Raw genomic sequence first — 21,203 nt, 5'->3', positions numbered from 1 at the left:
TTACCTTTAAAATAACACTTTTAACTTGGCTCTTTTAACTTGGCTCTTTTAACTTGGCTCATTTTAATTGGCTCTTTTAACTTTTTACTTTTACCTTAAACCATGGTACAATACAACCCAAAAGATTGGTTAACCTTTATTTTCAAGTTTCATAAATCGGATACTTTTCGACAACTTTTTACATTGATGTTGTTAATTGGAGCGTATTCAGCAGCAATATGTTACTTTGAAATTCATTATTTTAAATTGAAAGATGATAGTCATGTAAAAAACATTTCTATCATGCATACCACAGTTGGTTTTGTTTTATCATTACTTTTAGCTTATCGCACCAATACCGCTTATGATAGATGGTGGGAAGGAAGAAAATTATGGGGAAGTTTGGTAAACAATTCTAGAAATTTAGCCATAAAATTATCTGTTATTTTAGAAAATGAAAATGATAAGTATTTTTTTAGACGTGTCATTCCTGGATATGCTTCCATTTTAGCCAAACATTTAAGCAATGAAGAAGTGGGCAAAATGTTATTTGAAGGACTCGATTTAGAAATAGATCACAACAAACACAAACCCAATCAAGTGGCCAAAATGTTGTTCAGTAAAATTAACGATTTGTATAAATCTAATAAAATTTCGGGTGATCAATTGATTATTTTAAATGCAGAAATTCAATCGTTTACCGATGTTTGTGGTGCTTGTGAAAGAATAAAAAACACACCTATTCCCTATTCTTATAGTGCGTTCATCAAAAAATTTATTTTCTTTTATGTGATGACCTTACCTTTTGGTTTTGTTTTTAGTTTAGGCTATTACATTGTACCTGTTGTAATTTTCATCTTTTACGTTTTAGCCAGTTTAGAGTTAATAGCAGAAGAAATAGAAGATCCTTTTGGAAACGATGAAAACGATTTGCCTACATCAAAAATTGCTAGTAATATTAAAAAACATGTAGAAGAAATATTATAATTTTATATATTCGCAAAAAAAACTAATGAAAAAACAGCTTTTACAACTTACTTTAACCTCTTGCCTTACCTTACTTTTTTTAAGTTCTTGTAAAGAGAAAGTAAAATCAGAAATTAGTGTTAAAAATGATACACTTGTTACTAAAGTTCTAAACATTGATGATAAAAAAGATCTTGAGAAAAATGGCTTTTATGCTGAAGAATTCTTTGTAATTGCTAATAAAAGTTATTTGAGAAAATCGCCAGATAAAACATCAAACAACATTATTGACACGCTAGATTTTGGTAATAAAGTTTATGTAAAAAGTGTGTATTTAGATGAAGAAGGCGGAGAAATTGCTGGAGATGCTTCTTTGTTAGAAAATGAAAAAGTAAACGGATTTGTAGCAGTTTATTTTAAGAAACCTAAAACACTTGATGAAAAACCTAGTGGTTATGTTACTGAAAAAGTTTTAGAATACGAATATGAGTTTAAGCAATACCAAAAATATTTTTCTTTACCAGAATTTCAAAAGCTAGACTCACAAATTAAAAGAAGTATTTTAGATAACGATTATTTAAATAACAAAAGTTTTTATTTAACAGAAAGTAGTCAGAAAGCGCCAAATGCTATTTGCTCTGGTGATTTTGATGGCGATGGACAAAAAGACTATGCGGTTGTTTTAGATAATGTAGAAAATGAAAGAAGTATGATTTTGGTTTTCTTAATTAACAGTGCTACAAAAGAACCTTATGTTGCTTACAAAAAGGAATTCTATGATTATTTAAAAGTCAAAAAAATCGCTAAAAATAACGCATTCACGATAACTAATGAAGAAGATGAAAATGAAGGAACAAGTGTAACGCCTTCTTTTGACTATGTTGAAATTTACGGTAACGGTGTAGTTTCACATATCGTTTATGACAAAGACTCGAACAAAATGGTTCTGCAATAAAAGCAACAATAATTTAAAAAATCCCGTTCCGAAATGTTTCAGAACGGGATTTTTTTGTATTTTTAAATTATAAATCATTAAGATGTCTTCAAAAGTATTACTTCAAACACCAGCGCTTACTCACGAAAAGTCCTTAAAAACTTTAGTTGAAAACAGAACTATTTTTTCTCTCAACCATTGTGAACTGAATATTTTCGAAACCTATCAAAAATCGGATTTAGTACCTTTGAAGTTTAATGATTTAGTAGTAACGAGTATGTTGCGTGGCAAGAAAATAATGCATCTCTTTGATACGCCTCAATTTGAATATTTACCTGGAGAAACCGTAATTGTGCCTTCCAATGTAGAAATGAAAATTGATTTTCCAGAAGCTTCTCAAGAAAATCCAACCCAATGCATCGCTTTAGCCATTGACCATAAAATCATAACCGACACGTTAGGTTTTTTAAATGAAAAATATCCCAAAGAAGGCAAAAACAATTTGTGGAAGTTAGACCAAGACAATTACTTTTTTTATAATAATATCGAATTAGCAGGAACTATAAATAAACTTATTAAAGAATGCATGGGCACCTCCATCACAAAAGATGCTATTGCCGATATTACTTTACAAGAATTGATTATACGAATTATTCAAACCCAAAGTTTAAAGAAAATTGAAAATGAAATGATTGATGTTACCAGTCCGATTACCGCGTCAATTAACTTCATTAGAGAAAACATTCGAGAATCCATCAATTTGAAACAATTAAGCGGAAAGGCTTGTATGAGCACCACATCCTTCTATAGAAGTTTCAAGCGAGAATTAGGGATGAGTCCGATTGAATTTATTTTAAACGAAAAAATAAAATACGCCAAAAAACTTTTAAGTAATCCGAAAATAAATATAGCCGAAGTATCTTATGCCACAGGTTTTGAAGATTGTAATTACTTCATTCGATTGTTTAAAAAATACGAAGGCGTGACCCCAAAACAATACCAATTGATGCATTTCACTTCGCATTAAACTTAGAGATTCCGTTTAACTTCTTCTATATTTAGGCTTTCTTCTTCAGTAAATAAGCGGTATTTCACCACAAACGTTTTTCCATAAGGCGTTTCTAAAGAAAATCCACCTGCTCCTATTGCATCAGTAACATCTAAAGTAAAATGGGCATGTTTCCAATATTCGAACAAATCTTTATCTACCCAAAATTCGAATCCATTAACTGTTCCAATACAAACATCTTCGTATCGTAAATAAAATCCACCTTTTTCAAAACATTGTGGTTGCGTACCTTCACAACAACCTCCAGCTTGATAAAACATTAAATCACCAAATTTTTCTTCTAGCATTTGAATGAGTTCTATCGCCTTTTCAGTTGCTTCTAGTCTTTTAATCTTGCTCATATCGTTAAAATAAAAACCGCAACATCATCAATTCTAGTATTTTTGACATTGCGGTTGTTGAAAATTCATTTACTAACCATTAAAAGAACCCTAATTTATTTTTGTTGTAAGAAATCAACATGTTTTTAGTTTGACGATAATTGTCTAACATCATTTTGTGATTTTCTCTTCCAATTCCAGATTGTTTGTATCCTCCAAATGGTGCACCAGCAGGATACGAATGGTATTGATTGACCCAAACTCTACCCGCATGAATCGCTCTTGGAACCTGATATAATTCATGTGCATCTCGAGTCCAAACTCCAGCACCTAAACCATACAAAGTGTCGTTAGCAATTTCTAAAGCCTCTTCCGTAGTTTTGAAAGTCGTAACTGCTAATACAGGTCCGAAAATTTCTTCTTGGAAAATTCTCATTTTGTTATGTCCTTTAAATAAAGTAGGTTGAATGTAATAACCACCACCTAATTCTTCACCTAAATGATTGACATCGCCACCACATAATAATTCAGCACCTTCTTCTTTACCTAAATTGATGTACGAGAGGATTTTATCTTTCTGAATTTGAGAAGCTTGAGCACCCATCATAACTGTTGGATCTAAAGGATGTCCGACTTTAATCGCTTTCACTCTATCTACTACTTTAGCGATAAATGCATCGTAAATGGATTCATGAATTAATAATCTTGACGGACACGTACAAACTTCACCTTGATTTAAAGCGAAAAGTACAGCACCTTCAACCGCTTTATCTAAAAATTCATCATCAGCATCCATAACCGATGGGAAGAAAATATTTGGCGATTTTCCTCCTAATTCTAGAGTAACTGGAATAATATTTTCAGTAGCATATTGCATGACCATTCTACCCGTAGCAGTAGAACCTGTAAAAGCCGCTTTGTTTACTTTCGGATTAGTAACTAAAGTTCGACCCAATTCGGCGCCAAAACCATTTACGATATTGATGACACCTGCTGGAAGTAAATCTTCAATTAACTCCATTAACACCATGATAGAAATTGGTGTACTTTCAGCTGGTTTTAGCACTACGCAATTTCCGGCTGCTAAAGCTGGCGCTAATTTCCAAGTAGCCATTAAAATTGGAAAATTCCAAGGAATAATTTGTGCGATAACGCCTAAAGGTTCATGGACTATAATGGAAACCGTATCTTTATCTAATTCGGTAATCGAACCTTCTTCGGCACGAATTACACTTGCAAAATATCTGAAATGATCAATCGCTAATGGAATATCTGCGGCTAAAGTTTCTCTCACCGCTTTACCATTATCAAGTGTTTCTACCGCTGCAATACATTCTAAATTTGCTTCCATTCTATCGGCAATTTTATTTAGAATTATACTTCGTTCTGTTGCAGAAGTTTCGCTCCAAGATTTAAAAGCAGCGCTTGCAGCATCTACAGCCATTTCTACATCTAATTTTACCGAATGAGCGGCTTTAGCTAATAATTTCCCATCAACTGGAGAAACAACTTCAAAATATTGCCCAGTAGAAGGCGCTGTCCATTTTCCGTTGATGTAATTATCGTACTTTTCCTTTAGTTGTGGTCTTTGAATTAAATTACTCATAATTTGTTTGTTTTGGTTTATCCAAATTTAGCTTCAAAAACCAACCTAAAATAGCACAAATTATTCAAAATATAGCACAAAAATTACAGATGCTGTACAAACAAAAAAATCTCGCTATTTGCATAACGAGATTTTAAATTGCTTTTTAATTAGATTATTTTCTAGCGATTACTTTTAATGATTTGGCAATAATTGCCGCGCTATTTAATCCGTATTTTTCCATTAATTGTTCTGGAGTTCCACTTTCACCAAAAGTATCGTTAGTTGCTACAAATTCTTGAGGAGTTGGATGGTTTAACGATAATGTTCTTGCCACACTTTCTCCTAAACCACCTAAGAAATTATGCTCTTCTGCCGTTACCACACAACCAGTTTTAGCCACAGATTTCAAGATCGCTTCTTCATCTAATGGTTTGATGGTATGAATGTTAATTACCTCAGCAGAAACGCCTTGTTTTTCTAATTCTTCAGCAGCAATTAATGCTTCCCAAACTAAATGCCCGGTTGCGATAATTGTAACATCTGTTCCTTCGTTTAATAAAATGGCTTTTCCAATTACGAAAGGTTCATCAGCTGGCGTGAAATTTGGCACTACTGGACGACCGAAACGTAAATAAGCTGGCCCATGATGATCTGCTAAAGCTAAAGTAGCCGCTTTGGTTTGGTTGTAATCACACGTGTTGATTACTGTCATACCTGGTAGCATTTTCATTAAACCAATATCTTCTAAAATTTGGTGAGTCGCACCATCTTCTCCTAAAGTTAAACCGGCGTGAGAAGCACAAATTTTCACATTTTTATCAGAATAAGCTACAGATTGACGAATTTGGTCGTATACTCTTCCTGTAGAAAAGTTGGCGAAAGTTCCTGTAAAAGGAATTTTTCCACCGATAGTTAAACCTGCTGCTATTCCGATCATGTTAGCTTCTGCAATTCCGATTTGGAAAAAACGCTCTGGATGATTTTTCTTGAAATCGTCGAACTTTAACGAACCAATTAAATCCGCACAAAGTGCCACTACATTTTCATTTTTTTGTCCTAATTCGGTCATTCCTGCTCCAAATCCTGAACGTGTATCTTTACTTCCTGTATTTTCGTATTTTTTCATTATGTTGTGTCTTTATTAGTTTTACATAAGCATTCAATTACTGAATACTAAAAACTGTAAACTGAATACTGATTAATAATCTCCTAAAGTGGCTGGATTTTGGTTTAAGGCATTTTCTAATTGCTCATTACTTGGTGCTTTACCGTGCCAAGCGTGTGTATGCATCATAAAATCTACTCCGTTACCCATTTCTGTATGCAACAACACACAAACTGGTTTTCCTTTTCCTGAACGAGATTTAGCATCAGCCATTCCTGTAATAATAGCTTCAATATTATTTCCTTCTTTTATTTCTAAAACATCCCAATCAAAAGCTTCAAATTTAGCTGCCACATTACCCATGTTTAAAACATCGGTTGTAGATCCATCAATTTGTTGACCATTTAAATCTACTACTGCAATTAAATTATCTACATTCTTAGCAGAAGCATACATGATAGCTTCCCAATTTTGACCTTCTTGTAATTCACCATCACCTGTTAATACGTACACTAAATTTGAATCATTATTTAGTTTTTTAGCTTGAGCTGCACCAATGGCAACAGATAAACCTTGACCTAGAGAACCAGAAGCCATTCTGATACCTTCTAAACCTTCATGTGTAGTTGGGTGACCTTGTAAACGCGTGTTTAATTTACGAAACGTAGCTAATTCTGAAACAGGAAAATAACCGCTTCTTGCTAAAACGCTGTAAAATACTGGAGAAATGTGTCCGTTTGATAAAAAGAATACATCTTCATTGATTCCGTTCATATCAAAACCTTCGTTTCTTTTCATTACGTGTTGATACAGAGTTACTAAGAACTCCGCGCAACCTAAAGAACCACCTGGGTGACCTGAATTAACTGCGTGAACCATTCTTAAGATGTCTCTTCGAACTTGTTGTGTAAATTGTTCTAAATTAGAAGTTTGTTGTGTCATTATAAAAAGTTTTTTGCAAAAATAAATTTAATAATCTGTTTAAACTAATCTGACTTTATTTTTTTATCAATAAGAATTCAACAATTCGATTTATCACCGATGCATCGCCTAATATTTTACGATGCCCTAAGTTGTTGGTTATTATCACTTCTTTATTAGATAAATTTTCTGCCAAATGATGTGCCTCTGAAACTGGAATGTCTTCATCATCAGTATCATGAAATACTAAAACCGGAATCGTTACATCTTTTGCAGCTACATAAGCCGAGAAACTTTCCATATCAAACTGGTATTTTTTCTCAAAACTGTTTCGCATTAAAACGGCTACTTTATGAGGTAAACCAATTTTCTCAACAAATGTATTTACTATATTCACAACGCTATTTCCACTTCCAATAACAACAGCTTTTTTAACTTGTAAGCCTTTTTTAATCGCATTTAAAATTGACATACCACCTAAAGAATGTCCAATAGCAAATTCGAAAGGTCCGTATTGTTTTTCTACAGCCAAAATCGACTCGATAAATTCTAACATTAAAGTAGTTTTTGTACCAGACTTTCCATGAGCTGGAGCATCAAAACTAATTGTGGAATACCCATTTTTTAATACTGCATCGGCAATTTTCACCAGTTGGGTACCTCTACCCGACCATCCATGAACTAAAAGTATTTTTTTAGTAGAATTTCCATAAGCATACACTACAATTTCTTTGTTAATTGACGGAACGAACAATTTTGTTTGAATAGATTCGGCCTCCATTTGAAATTCACGCTTTGGAATTTTATGTTTGATCGGTGTAATAAATAATTTTCGTGCAAATTTTTCTGCTAAAAAAGGAGAAATTCTATATAAAAATTGTCCCATAAAAACTATAAATTTTGGAACTCTAGTGTCAATCTTAGTGGTTTTTTTCGGCATAATAAAAATTTTCACAAAAGTAAGGAATTATATTTGTGGAATGATTTTTGGGTGAAACAAAAAAAATACAATAACTTTGTTTGATAAAAATCAATAAAATGAAAACAGTCATTAAATCCGTTTTAGTCATTGGAATCTTAGTGGTTTCATGTGCGAAAAATCCTTTTACAGGAAAAAGTACAATGGCATTTGTACCAAATAGTCAAATTTTTCCTTCCGCTTTTCAACAATATGGTCAGTTTTTAGCTGAAAATAAAGTTTTAAAAGGTACTGCTGATGCAAAAAGGATTGAATCTATAGGTTTAAAAATTAAAGTTGCTTCTGAAAGATATTTGAACGCTGTAGGTCATGCCGATTATTTGAAAGATTATGCTTGGGAATACAATTTAGTAGATAGTAAAGAGGTAAATGCTTGGTGTATGCCAGGTGGAAAAATTGTCTTCTATACTGGAATTTTACCTATTTGTAAAGATGATGCTGGAATTGCAGCAGTTATGGGTCATGAAGTAGCACATGCTTTAGCGAACCATGGACAACAACGTATGAGCGCTGGTTTATTGCAACAATTAGGAGCTGTTGGAACTCAAATCGCTGTTGGAAATAAAAACGAACAAACACAAGCTTTAGCGATGCAAGCCTATGGGGCTAGTTCACAAGTTTTAGGTATGTTACCATTTAGTAGAGCACACGAAAGTGAAGCAGATATGATTGGATTAACACTTATGGCAATTGCTGGTTACGATCCAATTAATGCTGTAAAAGTTTGGGAAAGAATGTCGGCTCAATCAGGAGGACAAGCACCACCAGAATTTTTAAGTACGCACCCAAGTAATGAAACTAGGATAAAAGAATTAACAGCACTTTTACCTCAAGCGAAAGCAGAAGCTGCTAAATTTGGAGTGACCTTCAAATAATAGAAATATTATCTTATATTTAATCCCGATATAAATCGGGATTTTTTTTGTAAAAAACATACTTTATGAAACAATTAGAAAAAGGAAATAGTAAATTATTAAATGCTTGGGCATCATACGATTGGGCAAATTCTGTTTATTCGCTTGTAATTTCATCCTCTATATTTCCACTTTTTTTTGGCGTGTTATTTAGACTTGAAAATTTAAAAACAATTGATTTTTTCGGAAGTCAGAAAACAAGTGAAACCGTTATAAGTTATGTAACTGCATTTAGCTTTTTAATAATTGCATTTATTTCTCCTTTACTTTCAGGAATTGCGGATTACCTAGGTAATAAAAAGTTTTTCATGAAATTATTTTGTTACACTGGAGCAATATCCTGTATGCTACTTTATTTTTTCGAATTGAATAATTTATATACTGGTTTGTTTTTTTATGCTTTGGCTTTAATTGGTTTTTGGGGAAGTTTAGTTTTCTATAATTCTTACTTACCTGATATTGCATATGAAAATCAACAAGACAGTATAAGTGCTAAAGGTTTCAGTTTAGGCTATATTGGAAGTGTTGTTTTATTACTAATTAATTTAGCCATGATTATGTTAGTAGATCAATCACACAGTTTACAAATGATGCGATTCTCTTTTGTTTTAGTTGGACTTTGGTGGATTGGTTTTAGTCAATATGCCTATTATTATTTACCCAATAATTTAACGGGTAAAAAAATGCATAAAAATGTTTTTTTTAAAGGTTTCAGAGAATTAAATAAAGTTTGGCAAATCATTAAAACACTGCCGACTTTAAAACGCTTTTTAACTGCTTTTTTCGTGTACAGTATGGCTGTTCAAACCGTAATGATCATTGCTGCCTATTTTGGGGAAAAAGAAGTAAAATGGGCAGACGAAGAAGACAGAAAAATGGGGTTAATTATCAGTATTCTATTGATCCAATTAATTGCTGTTTTAGGCGCCTACTTAACCAGTAAAGCATCCGAAAAATGGGGAAACATTAAAGTGTTAATGGTCATAAATTTTTTGTGGATTTTTATATGTTTAGATGCTTATTTTGTGATTACACCTTCTGATTTTTACGTCGCAGCAGCTTTAGTAGGAATGGTTATGGGAGGCATTCAATCTTTATCGCGTTCTACTTATTCTAAATTAATCCCAACTGATGTTAAAGATACTACTTCCTTTTTTAGTTTTTACGACGTGTCTGAAAAAATTGGAATTGTAATCGGAATTTCTACTTATGGTTTTATAGCTGATGTAACCGGAAAAATGCAAAATGCCATACTTTTTTTAATTCTGTTTTTTGCTGCTGGTGTTTTATTACTATACAGAACCCTAAAAGTTCAAAAATAATTTTATATTTGAAAAAAATTAAAACTAACACAATGAAAAAAATCAAAAATTTACTATCCATTTTTGTAATCCTTGCATCATTAACTTTTGTTTCTTGCGAAAATGAACCTTTAGACCAAACTTTATTAAACAATACTAATACTGGTGGAGGAATCATCGATGGAGGAGTTCCGAACAATGGTAATTTCAAAGTAAAAATTGATGGTGAATGGTTTACACCAGCTAATATTGCAGGCCTAAAAGTAATGCCAAATAGTGTTAACCTACAACCCTTTCCTTCTTATACAATTTTGGGGGCATCAGATTCTGGTAAATTTGTTTCAATTCAATTTTATTATACTACTACATTTAATTTAATAACTGGATTTTCAACAACTTCAAATAACATTGCAACAATTGCATATTCTCCGAACGGAAATTTACCTGATGACCAAATACAATTATATGTTTCTGTAAATGCTGCTGATCCATTTTCAACTACTGGCTCTGTCAATTTAAATAACAATGCAACGCAACAATTATTAAACGGCACATTCCAAACAACTGTATATTTATTAGACGATAATGGGAATGTGATTGGTTCAAAATCTTTGACTGAAGGAACACTTACAAATTTTCCATATACAATAGAATAACAATCAAAAAAAATCACAAAATCCCGTTTAGTTCCAAAAAACTAAACGGGATTTTTTTATGGCATAAATCTTGACTACTATACTTGTAAATTACACTTCAATCCTAGTATTTATTGATAATTACATCAATTCACAATTATTATTTGTAAATTTACAATCCTTTTTTAATGACAAAATGACTTATAAATAGCTATGCCAAACCATAAAATACTTGCGATTGACAATTTGTCGCTTCAAGAAATAGACTCAGAAGCAGAATTAATTCCATTAATGACTCCAGAAGATGAGGAAGAAATGAACAATGAAGAATTACCTACAGATTTACCTATTTTACCATTAAGAAATACGGTATTGTTTCCAGGTGTTGTAATTCCAATTACAGCTGGAAGAGATAAATCGATAAAATTAATTAATGATGCCAATGCCGCTGGTAAAATTATTGGAGTTGTTGCGCAGAAAAATGAAGAAGATGAAGATCCAACTTCAGAACAAATTCATCATGTAGGAACAGTAGCCCGAATTATGCGTGTGCTAAAAATGCCTGATGGAAATACAACCATAATCTTACAGGGAAAAAAACGTTTCGAAATAGAAGAATTCACACAAACTGAACCTTACTTTAAAGCAAAAATTAAAGAAGTAAATGAAATTCGTCCAAAGAAAAATGATGAAGAATTTGCTACAATAATTGAGTCGATTAAAGAAATGTCGATTGAAATTATAAAGGAAAGTCCGAATATTCCTTCTGAAGCTACTTTCGCCATAAAAAACATTGAAAGCAATCCGTTTTTAATCAATTTTGTGTCGTCTAACATGAATTTAAATGTGAACGACAAACAAAACTTGCTTTCTATAGTCGATTTAAAACAACGCGCTTTAGAAACGTTACGCTTCATGAATTTAGAACTTCAGAAATTGGAGTTGAAAAACGATATTCAATCTAAAGTTCGTTTCGATTTAGACCAACAACAACGTGAATATTTCTTGCAACAACAAATGAAAACCATCCAAGAAGAATTGGGTGGCGTTTCACACGATGCAGAAATAGAAGAAATGCGCAACAAAGGAAAGGCAAAAAAATGGAATGCTAAAACAGCAGAACATTTCGAAAAAGAAATTTATAAACTACAAAGAACGAATCCGAATTCTCCAGATTTTGGAATTCAACGTAACTATTTAGATTTGTTTTTAGAATTGCCTTGGAATGAATTTTCTGAAGATAAATTCGATCTTAAAAAAGCACAACAGATTTTAGATCGTGACCATTTTGGCTTAGATGATGTGAAAAAACGCATCATTGAACATTTGGCCGTTTTGAAATTAAGAAATGATATGAAATCGCCTATTTTATGTTTATACGGGCCTCCAGGTGTAGGTAAAACTTCCATTGGAAAATCGGTTGCAGAAGCTTTAGGAAGAGAATACGTGCGTATTTCATTAGGTGGTTTACGTGATGAAGCCGAAATTCGCGGACACCGTAAAACCTATATTGGTGCAATGCCTGGTAGAATAATTCAATCGATTAAAAAAGCAAAAACATCCAATCCAGTTTTTGTTTTAGACGAAATTGATAAATTATCTTCAAGTCATAATGGCGACCCGTCTTCTGCCCTATTAGAAGTATTAGATCCAGAACAAAATAGCGATTTTCATGATAATTTCTTAGAACTTGGTTACGACCTTTCAAAAGTAATGTTTATCGCCACGTCTAACAGTTTATCAACCATTCAACCCGCTTTACGAGATAGAATGGAAATTATAAACATGTCGGGTTATACCATTGAAGAAAAAATTGAAATTGCCAAAAACTTTTTATTACCAAAGCAATTAAAAGAACACGGATTAACGACAAAAGATTTACAAATTGGTAAAAAACAATTAGAAAAAATTGTAACCGGTTATACTCGTGAATCTGGAGTTCGTGGTTTAGACAAAAAAATTGCTCAAATGGTACGTCATGCTGCAAAATCTGTGGCAATGGAAGAAGAATACAATAAAAAAGTTACTGATGCAGATATTCTTGAAGTGCTAAAATCACCAAGAATGGAACGTGACAAATATGAAAATAACGATACCGCTGGTGTAGTTACCGGATTGGCTTGGACCTCAGTGGGGGGTGATATTTTGTTTATTGAATCTTTAGTTTCAAAAGGAAAAGGCGCGATGACTATGACCGGTAATTTAGGAACGGTTATGAAAGAATCAGTAACCATCGCTCTAGAATACATCAAAGCCAATTCCAAACAATTGAATATTGAACCAGAAATTTTAAATCAATATAACATTCATATTCACGTGCCAGAAGGTGCTACTCCAAAAGATGGTCCGAGTGCAGGAATTGCGATGTTAACTTCAATGGTTTCAAGTTTTACGCAAAGTAGAATTAAGAAAAACATTGCCATGACTGGAGAAATTACTTTACGTGGAAAAGTACTACCTGTTGGCGGAATTAAAGAAAAAATATTAGCAGCTAAACGTGCCAACATAAAAGAAATTATTTTGTGTAAAGAAAACAAACGCGATATTGAAGAAATTAATGCCGATTATTTAACTGGCTTAACGTTTCATTATGTAGATACAATGAAAGAAGTAATTGATATTGCCATTTTAAAAGAAAAAGTGAAAAATGCTATTACCTTTGATATTAAAAAGTAATAGCAATCACTTAACATTTCAAAAACCTATAAGCAACGAAACTTATAGGTTTTTTTCTTTATATTTGAAATATAAAAACTAACAATGAGAATACTACTTGTAGGAGAATTTAGTCGGTTACACAATTCGTTAAAAGAAGGACTTTTGGCTTTAGGACATGAAGTTGTAACGGTGAATAATGGCGATGGATTTAAAAATTTCCCTGCAGATATTAGTATTCGTGCCCGCTTCTTCAAATCGAAATTGGGAAATATTCCAAGACAAATTTGGTTTCGAATTTTCAAATATGATTTGGCTTTGTTAGAACATGGCATACGCTTTTGGATGGTTTCAAAAAAACTAAAGAATTTTGACGTTGTGCAATTGATAAATGAAAGTCCAATTCAAACCGTTTCAAAATTAGAGTTGTTCTTACTTAAACGTATTTTTAAACAAAACCAAAAAGTCTTCTTATTGTGTTGTGGCATAGATTTTATGACAGTTACACACTTGCTTCAAAAAAAAGAAAGATATTCTGTAATGAATGCTTATTTTGAAAACATTCCAGAAGCCCAAAAGCAATTTGATTATTTTTTCGATTTTATAGCTCCACCTCACCAAAAAATTCATACCTATTTGTATGAAAATATTCGAGGAGTTATTGCGTCTGATATAGATTATGTGGCGCCATTAATTGAAAACAAAAAGTATTTGGGTATCCTTGCAAATCCTATTAATACAGATAAAATCGTACCAATAGAAAATATAATTTCTAACCGAATAATTATATTTCTTGGCATAAATACTGGTAATTCTTACAAAAAAGGAATTTCATACTTTGAAAAAGCTTTAGAAATAATTCAAGAAAAATATTCTGAGAAAATTGAAATTATAATCACAAAAGACATTCCTTATTCCGATTATCAAAAACATTTTGAAAAAGCACATATTTTGCTAGATCAGGTGTACGGTTATGATCAAGGATTTAACGCGCTAGAAGCAATGGCGAAAGGAAAAGTTGTATTTACTGGTGCTGAAACAGAATTTTTAAATCACTATCATTTACATGAAGATGAAGTAGCGATAAATGCATTAGCTGATGTAAATTACTTAGTAGAAAAACTATCTTATTTAATAGAAAATCCGAAAGAAATGGAACGAATAGGGAAAAATGCCATTCAATTTGTTAGAAAAGAACATCATTATATTGAACAAGCTAAGAAATATGTTGCTGTTTGGGAAACCAATTGAATTTCTCTTTCAAAAATAATAAAATCACAACTAGCATAAAAAATTCATAAGGATAAGCATATTTTGCATTCGTACCATAAGTTACAGCAGCTTGCAAAATAGCAGCAGCATGAATAAAAGCTAAAAGTACCATCACCGAATTAATTTTTCTAGACTTAAACAAATCATACAAATAGTAAAAGCTCAACAGTAAAAAGGAAAATTTTAAAAGTAAAACAAGCAACATTTGAATAGTGTTAACACCCGAAACCAATCTATCAAAAAAAGTATCTTGAAATTTCATTAAGGGTTTCATATCATAAACTTTCCAAAAATCAAACCAAGAATTTGTTAACGTAAAATAACAATAATCGGAAACATTTGAAGAAATTGTAGCTTTGGCAAATTTACCAAATTGGTTCGTAACATCTGAAAACCTAGTATATTGCGGCGCCAAGTGTTGATTGCCCCAAACTTTCCAAATAGCCATAGAAGCATCTTCCCCATTTTGCAACATTTCCTCCCTATATTTTACATAGGGTTGTATGATATAATCAAACTCTTTTGGACCTTTTTCTGCAAAAAACAAGCAGTTTTGAGCTAAATTTAATCCGAAATAAGCTGTCGGCTGAAAATATCCTATTTTTTCTTCTACAAAACTACACCAGCTAAAATAAGCATACATAGGTAAAACAAAAAGGATGAGCTTTACAGAGAGTAACTTCTTAAATGAGAAATTTTTAATTAGGTATAAGGCAAATATTAAAAAAGGATAAAAAATAAAAAATGGTTTAACTAAAATTAAAATCGCAATCAAAATACTCAAAATGATTTCAATCAGAATCTGCTTTTTTTCAAAATAATTATTTAGTAAAAAATAAAACACCATTGAATTTAATAAAAGCATAAATGTTTCAGCTAAAATAAATGTTTCATAGAAAAAATTTTGTAAATATAACGAGGAAAACAACGAGACATAAAAGGCCATTTTTTCTGAAAAATGAAGTTTCAGCAAGGTTTTAAACCAAAATACAGCGGTTACAATTCCCATTAACATTTGCACTAAAACTACTAAAATTTTATCATGATGTAACAAATATATTATGTAAGGATAGCCTGGAGTTCTTTCACCCACATAAGAATCAAAATTGTGTGCTGTTAACTGGTCTACAAATTGATTAAAAGCCCAACTGTCTGGTGCTTCAGAAAAATTATTATACCCTAGAAAGAAAGTTAATTTCGCTATAAAAAGCCCTAAAATTAATCCGTATAGGTATTTGTTATTTAATAAATGTTGTTTCATCTTTTGTGGGAAAAAAATTGTTTTTTATAACTAGTAAAACGATGGTAATCATAATAAATTCAAAAGGAAAACTGTATCTTCCATTTGAACCGTAAACGACTAAAGCCTGTAAAATTGCAGTGGCAAGCACAAGCAAGACAAGTAACAATTCTATGCTAAAAAGTCTGTTTTTTATAAACCTGAAAATATAGATTGGAATGATTAACAAAAATAAGGTTTTAAAAATTCGTAAAAAAACACTTTGAAATTTCCATATATTTTTAAGAAAATAGGAACTTTCTACTGAATTTACACTTACCATTTCTACATTCCAAAACTCTTTAAAAGAAAGGAAAATTACTTGTTTAAAATACAATCCAATATTATTTTTTATGGTGGCGTCTGCACATTTTCCGAACTCATAAGAAAGTTGTGGAAAGGTCATTTTTTTATATTCAAAATCACCATTATCAACAGCAAACCAAATACACATAGGATTTCCCAATCCATTTTCGGAATGTAAAGCTCTTTGTTGTAAATAAGGTGTTTTTATCCAATCGAATTCGGGCGGAGCTTTTTCAATAAAATTGACACAATTCTGAATTTTGTTTAATCCGAAATAAGTAGAAGAAACGAAGAAACCTGTGTTTAAAAAGTTGACATAAGACCAAGAAATAAAGACAAATAACGGTAAAATTAAAACTACAAGTTGCTGTTTAAAAATAGCTTTCCAATTGAAATTATTATAAATAAAATAAGTAAAAATTACAAATGGCAGAAAGATATAAAATGGTTTCAACAGCACTAATATAGTTAAACAAAATGCCGTTTCTAAAATTTTATTTTTGATTATGTAATAGATTAACAACGTTACAACAAACAAATTAATACTTTCAATTAAAATTGCATGTTCATAGGATAAAACATGAAGATAAGAACTGAAAACCAAAGAAACTAAACAAGAAACTGATGCATTACATTTAAAAAAAATAAGAATTCTATACCAAATAACACTTGAAAGAATTCCGATTATCATTTGAAATACAACCACCAATTTAGTAGAATTCCCTAATAAAAAAATAAGAAATGGATAACCTGGAGTTCGACCGCCAAAATAACCACTGATTGTACCGGATGAAATGATTTTAGCTAAATCTAAATAAGTCTGACTATCATTTGTCAAAAGAACCGTTTGATTGAAAAACAAAAAAAGAATTCTGCATATCAAACCGAAAACAACTAATATTAGAAGAGCATATTTTTGAAAAAGTTTATTCATATTTACTGTAAATTTGTAACAATTGAAAAGGAATTCGTAAAAAATCACCAAATTTAATTTTTGAATTTCCAATTTCTTCCCAATTTTCTAATGGAATTTCTTTGACTACCTCTTTCAAATCATAAAACTGCTGTAACCGTTTTAATACTTCTACATCGAATAACCATTTTGAAATGAAAGGCGCATCAAAAATTTGTTTTGCGATTTGATATTGAATCACTTTAGCTCCACATTGCGTGTCGTAAATAGGCACTTTTAAAATAAATTGACTAACAATTGTGGCGAAAATTCTACCAAAATAATGTCTTTTTAAAGATCTTTTTACGCCATTTCCAATTAATTTTATTCTTGCACCCATAACGAATTTGTAGGTTGAATTAGTAATTGAAAACTGTATTAATTTTTCTAATTCAGTCATTGGTGTGGCTAAATCGGCATCATAATAACAAATAAAATCTGCTTCAGAAATTGATAAAACCCCATTTCGAATGGCTGCTGCTTTTCCTACATTAACTGTAAAATTCAAAACATTCACATTAGAAAATTTCTCTTTAAATCTTTCTAAAAATTGTAACGTGGTATCTGAACTTCCATCGTTAACTAATAAAAAATGATACGTTGAAAATTTAGCAAAAATCTTATGATAACTTTCAACATCAATTCTATTAACTTCATTATAAAACGGAATTACAATTACTATTTTCATATTAATTCTTTTCTAAAATAACTTCCTAAAACCAACAAATACAAAAAATAAGTAATCGTATGAGCGATGACAATTCCGTTAATTCCATAAATAAGTAACAGCCAATTTGAAGAAAAATACAGAATAGATAAAGATACTATTTCTGTTACTATGAAAACTTTCGTTTGTTTTTTTGCTATTAAAATTGTTCCAAAAATTAATGCGGTTGCTTTTAATAAATCGCCAACAAGTTGCCATAAAAACAAGGTTTCCATGGTTTCAAATTCTGCTGTAAATAATACTTTAATGATGAAAACTCTTAAAAAATATATTACAACTAATCCAAACGCAAAAATTGGAAGTATGGATTTGAAATACTTCCAAATAATTTCTTTAGTATTCGAGTTAGATTCGGCAAATTTTGGGTAAAAATAAATTGTAATTATAGAGGATACAAACAATAAATAATAAGAGGAAATACGTTGTAAACCTTCATAAATTCCAGCATTTTTTAAACCTGTAATGTCAATAATATCGGTACGAATTTGCAGCAGTATAAACGAGCCAATTATACCTGAAACACAAGCCATCAAGACATATTCAGATAAGTTTTTAAGAACTGAAAAATCGAAAAATGAAATTGAAAAAACATCAGATAATGAGAGCCAATTTCTCAGATAAAAAAGACTTACAAAAAAAACAAAAACAGGTGATAAAAGTAAAGAAAGTAAAGCTCCAAATGTTTGATAGTGATAGATTAAAAAAACAGAAAATAATAAAACTATAGAACTTGAGATGATTTGAATATAGATTACTTTTTTATATTCTTGAAATCCGTTAACCACTGAAATACAAAATGTTGAAAACACATATAAAGGAAAAACAAATGCTAAAACATAAAAAACAATTTGAAATTTTGCCGCTCCAAAAATTTCTGTGGTAAGGTAACGTCCTGCAAAAATTAAAAGTAAACTAATTATAATTGAAGACGACAAAAGCAGTAAGCCAAAAGTAGCTAAAACCGAATTTAATTTCGATTTATCGTTCTGATATTCTGCGACATATTTCACAATTGCATTCTGAATTCCAAGTAAAGAGAAATTTTCAATTACATTTAAAAAAGCTCTGAAATTACCAACATAAGCCATTCCATTAGGACCAACAAAAATTGCAATCGCTTTCGAAGTAATCAATCCAAAAACCAATTTCAATAAAATATGAATGCTATTCAAAGAAGTAATTTTGAATAAAGGTTGTTGTATTATTTTCTTAATTTCTAACAATTAATAGTTATTTAAAGTAGCAATAATATGAGAAACTTCGGTATGTGACAAAACAGAACTAATAGGTAAACTCAACACTTCACGATGAATTTTTTCTGTAATTGGTAAATTTATTGTGTTAAAATCTTGTAACGCTTTTTGTTTGTGCGGTGGAATGGGATAATGAATTATGGTTTCAATTCCATTTTTTAGCAAATACTCTTTTAATTCGTCTCTATTTTCAGTACGAATTACAAACAAGTGAAATACATGATTATCCATTTTTTCGCAAGTGGGTAAAACAATTTTACTGTTGCTGATTTCCGCTAAATAACGTTTGGCTATTTTTTGTCGCGCTATATTTTCGGCATCTAAATAAGGCAATTTGATACTCAAAAAAGCAGCTTGTAATTCGTCTAAACGAGAATTTATTCCAACATAATCATTATGATATTTTTTATCTGAACCATAATTTCTTAATGAATATAATAGTTCCGCAAGTTTATCATCGTCAGTTGTAATTGCGCCACCATCGCCTAAAGCGCCTAAATTTTTTCCAGGATAAAAACTAAAAGCACGTGTATACTTTCCTACGAATGACAAGCCATGTGCTTGAGCAGCATCTTCAATAATTAGTAAATTATACTTTTCACTGATTGCTGTAATTTCTTCCATTTTTACCAGCTGCCCATATAAATGCACTAATAAAATAGCCTTTGTTTTAGAAGTTATTTTTTCAGCAATTAAGTTTGGATTAATGTTATAAGTTTCGATATCTGGTTCTACAAAAACAGGTACTAAATCGGCTTGTAAAATGGCTAAAACAGTAGCAATATAGGTATTTGCTGGCACAATAACTTCATCGCCTTTTTGCAAATTTCCCAGTTGAATGTTCGCTTTTAAAATTAGAATTAGTGCATCTAACCCATTTCCTACTCCAATACAATATTTGGCATTTGAATAGCTAGCAAAACTTTTTTCAAATTGTCGTACTTCATTTCCTAAAATATACCAACCTGTATCTAAAAATTCTTTTGTTTTAGATAAAAATTGCGCTTCAAAAGGCTGATTGAGTTGTTGTAAATCGAGAAATTTTATCATATTAAAACTGATTTTAATTGATCGAAATTCTTAGTTTCAATTTCATAAAAATTCTGAACTATGGTTCTTGCTCCAAAAGATTCTTTCCAATAATGCAGACTTTCATTAACATTTCTTCCCTTATTTTCATTAGAAATTCCGAAATCAAAATACTTTTCATTAGGAAAAACAGTTGTTATCAAATGCTGATATAAAAAATCTAAACCGCCATACAATGTATTAAATGCTGCATTTCCGGCAATATATTGAGGATGAATTACATTTTTAGTAATAAAAACGGTTACTCCACCTACTAATTTGTCTTCAAAATATACATTGAACTGTTTGATTAAATTAGGAAATTTCGATTTCAAATAGGTTATTTCTTTTAAAGAATGCACCGGATTTGTGTTGTATTTTGACTTTAAATTTGGAAGTAACAATTCGTTCCAAAATGCCTCAAAAGTAGCTTCTTCTTTAATTTTTAATTGGTGCTTTTTTCCCGTTTCTATACCGCGCTTTCTTACTCTTGAAATTTCTATTTTGTTTGATAAATCTAAAATAGCAATTGCATCTCTTCTAATTAAATTAGCATCCAACAAAAAACAAACATATTCCATTTCATCGGAAGGCAAATTATTGTAAATCGTTGGAATAATTTTTAGTTGTAATTTTTCAATTCCTTTTTCAGATAAATGCTTTAAAAGTTGATAATTTATTTGAAGCACATCTGAAAGTTTACAATTTTCATCCAAAACCAAACCTCCATAAGTTAATCCTTGATGAGAATATAAATTATTTTCAAAAATATTGGCAGGAAGAAGCGCTCTTAACTTCTCTTTATGATCAAAAATAAGTAAGGAAAAATCTTCAAACTTATGAGAATGATATTCCATAAAATCCCTGTGAAATAAAAAAGTAGCATTTTTGGCTTTGGCTACAAATTCATTCCAGATTACATAATGTTCAGAAGCGTATTTTACTATTTTATAAGAGTTCATAAGATAAATCTTTGGGGA

19 protein-coding genes are annotated in these 21,203 nt (G+C 31.0%); 8 read left to right on the top strand and 11 right to left on the bottom strand.

The genetic code is table 11. From position 1 onward, the window contains the following. The first annotated feature begins 102 nt into the window (after positions 1-102). The 3 genes from G4D72_RS04630 (at position 103) to G4D72_RS04620 (ending at position 2,906) form a co-directional block, all read left to right on the top strand. Positions 103-966 (top strand): bestrophin family protein, encoded by an 864-nt coding sequence (locus G4D72_RS04630; RefSeq protein WP_166076447.1) that lies wholly within the window; start codon positions 103-105, stop codon positions 964-966. A 25-nt stretch (positions 967-991) separates the two neighbouring features. Next, positions 992-1,900, top strand: coding sequence for a hypothetical protein (locus G4D72_RS04625; RefSeq protein WP_166076446.1), 909 nt, complete (start codon positions 992-994; stop codon positions 1,898-1,900). Positions 1,901-1,982: 82 nt separating this feature from the next. Beyond that, entirely contained in the window at positions 1,983-2,906 is a 924-nt protein-coding gene (locus G4D72_RS04620) for an AraC family transcriptional regulator (protein WP_166076445.1), read from the top strand. Positions 2,907-2,908: 2 nt separating this feature from the next. On the opposite strand, the gene G4D72_RS04615 is transcribed toward G4D72_RS04620, so the two are convergent. The 5 genes from G4D72_RS04615 to G4D72_RS04595 all read right to left on the bottom strand — a co-directional run bounded on the left by G4D72_RS04615 (position 2,909) and on the right by G4D72_RS04595 (position 7,822). After that, a complete protein-coding gene (locus tag G4D72_RS04615) occupies positions 2,909-3,289 on the bottom strand; it encodes a DUF779 domain-containing protein (RefSeq protein WP_166076444.1) in 381 nt (126 codons plus the stop codon). Positions 3,290-3,368: 79 nt separating this feature from the next. Further along, on the bottom strand, positions 3,369-4,874 hold the full coding sequence (locus G4D72_RS04610; RefSeq protein ID WP_166076443.1) for an aldehyde dehydrogenase family protein: 1,506 nt from the start codon (positions 4,872-4,874) through the stop codon (positions 3,369-3,371). Between the two features lie 154 nt (positions 4,875-5,028). Continuing rightward, entirely contained in the window at positions 5,029-5,982 is a 954-nt protein-coding gene (locus G4D72_RS04605) for a transketolase family protein (protein WP_166076442.1), read from the bottom strand. Positions 5,983-6,054: 72 nt separating this feature from the next. Continuing rightward, a complete protein-coding gene (locus G4D72_RS04600) occupies positions 6,055-6,903 on the bottom strand; it encodes a transketolase (RefSeq protein WP_166076441.1) in 849 nt (282 codons plus the stop codon). Between the two features lie 55 nt (positions 6,904-6,958). Further along, a complete protein-coding gene (locus G4D72_RS04595; RefSeq protein ID WP_166076440.1) occupies positions 6,959-7,822 on the bottom strand; it encodes an alpha/beta fold hydrolase in 864 nt (287 codons plus the stop codon). Between the two features lie 98 nt (positions 7,823-7,920). Between G4D72_RS04595 and G4D72_RS04590 the strand changes: the two genes are divergently transcribed. From G4D72_RS04590 to G4D72_RS04570, 5 genes are all read left to right on the top strand, one after another. Then, the gene (locus tag G4D72_RS04590; RefSeq protein ID WP_166076439.1) at positions 7,921-8,736 is read left to right on the top strand and encodes a M48 family metallopeptidase; all 816 of its coding nucleotides are present in this window, start codon (positions 7,921-7,923) and stop codon (positions 8,734-8,736) included. A 65-nt stretch (positions 8,737-8,801) separates the two neighbouring features. Next, the gene (locus G4D72_RS04585; protein ID WP_166076438.1) at positions 8,802-10,097 is read left to right on the top strand and encodes an MFS transporter; all 1,296 of its coding nucleotides are present in this window, start codon (positions 8,802-8,804) and stop codon (positions 10,095-10,097) included. Positions 10,098-10,129: 32 nt separating this feature from the next. Then, complete coding sequence (locus G4D72_RS04580) at positions 10,130-10,732, top strand: hypothetical protein (RefSeq protein ID WP_166076437.1); 603 nt, start codon at positions 10,130-10,132, stop codon at positions 10,730-10,732. 192 nt (positions 10,733-10,924) lie between these two features. Then, positions 10,925-13,387, top strand: a complete 2,463-nt coding sequence (lon, locus tag G4D72_RS04575; RefSeq protein WP_166076436.1) for an endopeptidase La — start codon at positions 10,925-10,927, stop codon at positions 13,385-13,387. Positions 13,388-13,471: 84 nt separating this feature from the next. Continuing rightward, the gene (locus G4D72_RS04570) at positions 13,472-14,617 is read left to right on the top strand and encodes a glycosyltransferase (protein ID WP_166076435.1); all 1,146 of its coding nucleotides are present in this window, start codon (positions 13,472-13,474) and stop codon (positions 14,615-14,617) included. Here G4D72_RS04570 and G4D72_RS04565 read toward each other — a convergent pair. From G4D72_RS04565 to G4D72_RS04540, 6 genes are read right to left on the bottom strand one after another with little or no spacing between them, the layout of a single operon-like run. Next, complete coding sequence (locus G4D72_RS04565) at positions 14,583-15,899, bottom strand: hypothetical protein (RefSeq protein WP_166076434.1); 1,317 nt, start codon at positions 15,897-15,899, stop codon at positions 14,583-14,585. The genes G4D72_RS04570 and G4D72_RS04565 overlap by 35 nt on opposite strands. Beyond that, a complete protein-coding gene (locus tag G4D72_RS04560) occupies positions 15,877-17,157 on the bottom strand; it encodes a hypothetical protein (RefSeq protein ID WP_166076432.1) in 1,281 nt (426 codons plus the stop codon). The genes G4D72_RS04565 and G4D72_RS04560 overlap by 23 nt, the downstream gene beginning before the upstream one ends. Next, a complete protein-coding gene (locus G4D72_RS04555) occupies positions 17,150-17,863 on the bottom strand; it encodes a glycosyltransferase (protein WP_166076429.1) in 714 nt (237 codons plus the stop codon). The genes G4D72_RS04560 and G4D72_RS04555 overlap by 8 nt, the downstream gene beginning before the upstream one ends. Then, positions 17,860-19,125 (bottom strand): O-antigen translocase, encoded by a 1,266-nt coding sequence (locus G4D72_RS04550; RefSeq protein WP_166076428.1) that lies wholly within the window; start codon positions 19,123-19,125, stop codon positions 17,860-17,862. The genes G4D72_RS04555 and G4D72_RS04550 overlap by 4 nt, the downstream gene beginning before the upstream one ends. After that, positions 19,126-20,205, bottom strand: coding sequence for a DegT/DnrJ/EryC1/StrS family aminotransferase (locus G4D72_RS04545; RefSeq protein ID WP_166076427.1), 1,080 nt, complete (start codon positions 20,203-20,205; stop codon positions 19,126-19,128). Next, complete coding sequence (locus G4D72_RS04540) at positions 20,202-21,185, bottom strand: GNAT family N-acetyltransferase (RefSeq protein ID WP_166076426.1); 984 nt, start codon at positions 21,183-21,185, stop codon at positions 20,202-20,204. The genes G4D72_RS04545 and G4D72_RS04540 overlap by 4 nt, the downstream gene beginning before the upstream one ends. Positions 21,186-21,203: the final 18 nt, after the last annotated feature.

The organism is Flavobacterium difficile (genome assembly GCF_011392115.1).
In the GTDB taxonomy this organism is placed as follows: domain Bacteria; phylum Bacteroidota; class Bacteroidia; order Flavobacteriales; family Flavobacteriaceae; genus Flavobacterium; species Flavobacterium difficile.
The sequence above is the reverse complement of the archived record's forward strand: the minus strand, read 5'-3'. Positions and strand labels throughout refer to the sequence as shown.

Bases quoted from the DNA above. Each gene is read 5' to 3' on its own strand.
- G4D72_RS04630 (WP_166076447.1), top strand. From the start codon at position 103: ATGGTACAATACAACCCAAAAGATTGGTTAACCTTTATTTTCAAGTTT.
- G4D72_RS04625 (WP_166076446.1), top strand. From the start codon at position 992: ATGAAAAAACAGCTTTTACAACTTACTTTAACCTCTTGCCTTACCTTA.
- G4D72_RS04620 (WP_166076445.1), top strand. From the start codon at position 1,983: ATGTCTTCAAAAGTATTACTTCAAACACCAGCGCTTACTCACGAAAAG.
- G4D72_RS04615 (WP_166076444.1), bottom strand. From the start codon at position 3,289: ATGAGCAAGATTAAAAGACTAGAAGCAACTGAAAAGGCGATAGAACTC.
- G4D72_RS04610 (WP_166076443.1), bottom strand. From the start codon at position 4,874: ATGAGTAATTTAATTCAAAGACCACAACTAAAGGAAAAGTACGATAAT.
- G4D72_RS04605 (WP_166076442.1), bottom strand. From the start codon at position 5,982: ATGAAAAAATACGAAAATACAGGAAGTAAAGATACACGTTCAGGATTT.
- G4D72_RS04600 (WP_166076441.1), bottom strand. From the start codon at position 6,903: ATGACACAACAAACTTCTAATTTAGAACAATTTACACAACAAGTTCGA.
- G4D72_RS04595 (WP_166076440.1), bottom strand. From the start codon at position 7,822: ATGCCGAAAAAAACCACTAAGATTGACACTAGAGTTCCAAAATTTATA.
- G4D72_RS04590 (WP_166076439.1), top strand. From the start codon at position 7,921: ATGAAAACAGTCATTAAATCCGTTTTAGTCATTGGAATCTTAGTGGTT.
- G4D72_RS04585 (WP_166076438.1), top strand. From the start codon at position 8,802: ATGAAACAATTAGAAAAAGGAAATAGTAAATTATTAAATGCTTGGGCA.
- G4D72_RS04580 (WP_166076437.1), top strand. From the start codon at position 10,130: ATGAAAAAAATCAAAAATTTACTATCCATTTTTGTAATCCTTGCATCA.
- lon (WP_166076436.1), top strand. From the start codon at position 10,925: ATGCCAAACCATAAAATACTTGCGATTGACAATTTGTCGCTTCAAGAA.
- G4D72_RS04570 (WP_166076435.1), top strand. From the start codon at position 13,472: ATGAGAATACTACTTGTAGGAGAATTTAGTCGGTTACACAATTCGTTA.
- G4D72_RS04565 (WP_166076434.1), bottom strand. From the start codon at position 15,899: ATGAAACAACATTTATTAAATAACAAATACCTATACGGATTAATTTTA.
- G4D72_RS04560 (WP_166076432.1), bottom strand. From the start codon at position 17,157: ATGAATAAACTTTTTCAAAAATATGCTCTTCTAATATTAGTTGTTTTC.
- G4D72_RS04555 (WP_166076429.1), bottom strand. From the start codon at position 17,863: ATGAAAATAGTAATTGTAATTCCGTTTTATAATGAAGTTAATAGAATT.
- G4D72_RS04545 (WP_166076427.1), bottom strand. From the start codon at position 20,205: ATGATAAAATTTCTCGATTTACAACAACTCAATCAGCCTTTTGAAGCG.
- G4D72_RS04540 (WP_166076426.1), bottom strand. From the start codon at position 21,185: ATGAACTCTTATAAAATAGTAAAATACGCTTCTGAACATTATGTAATC.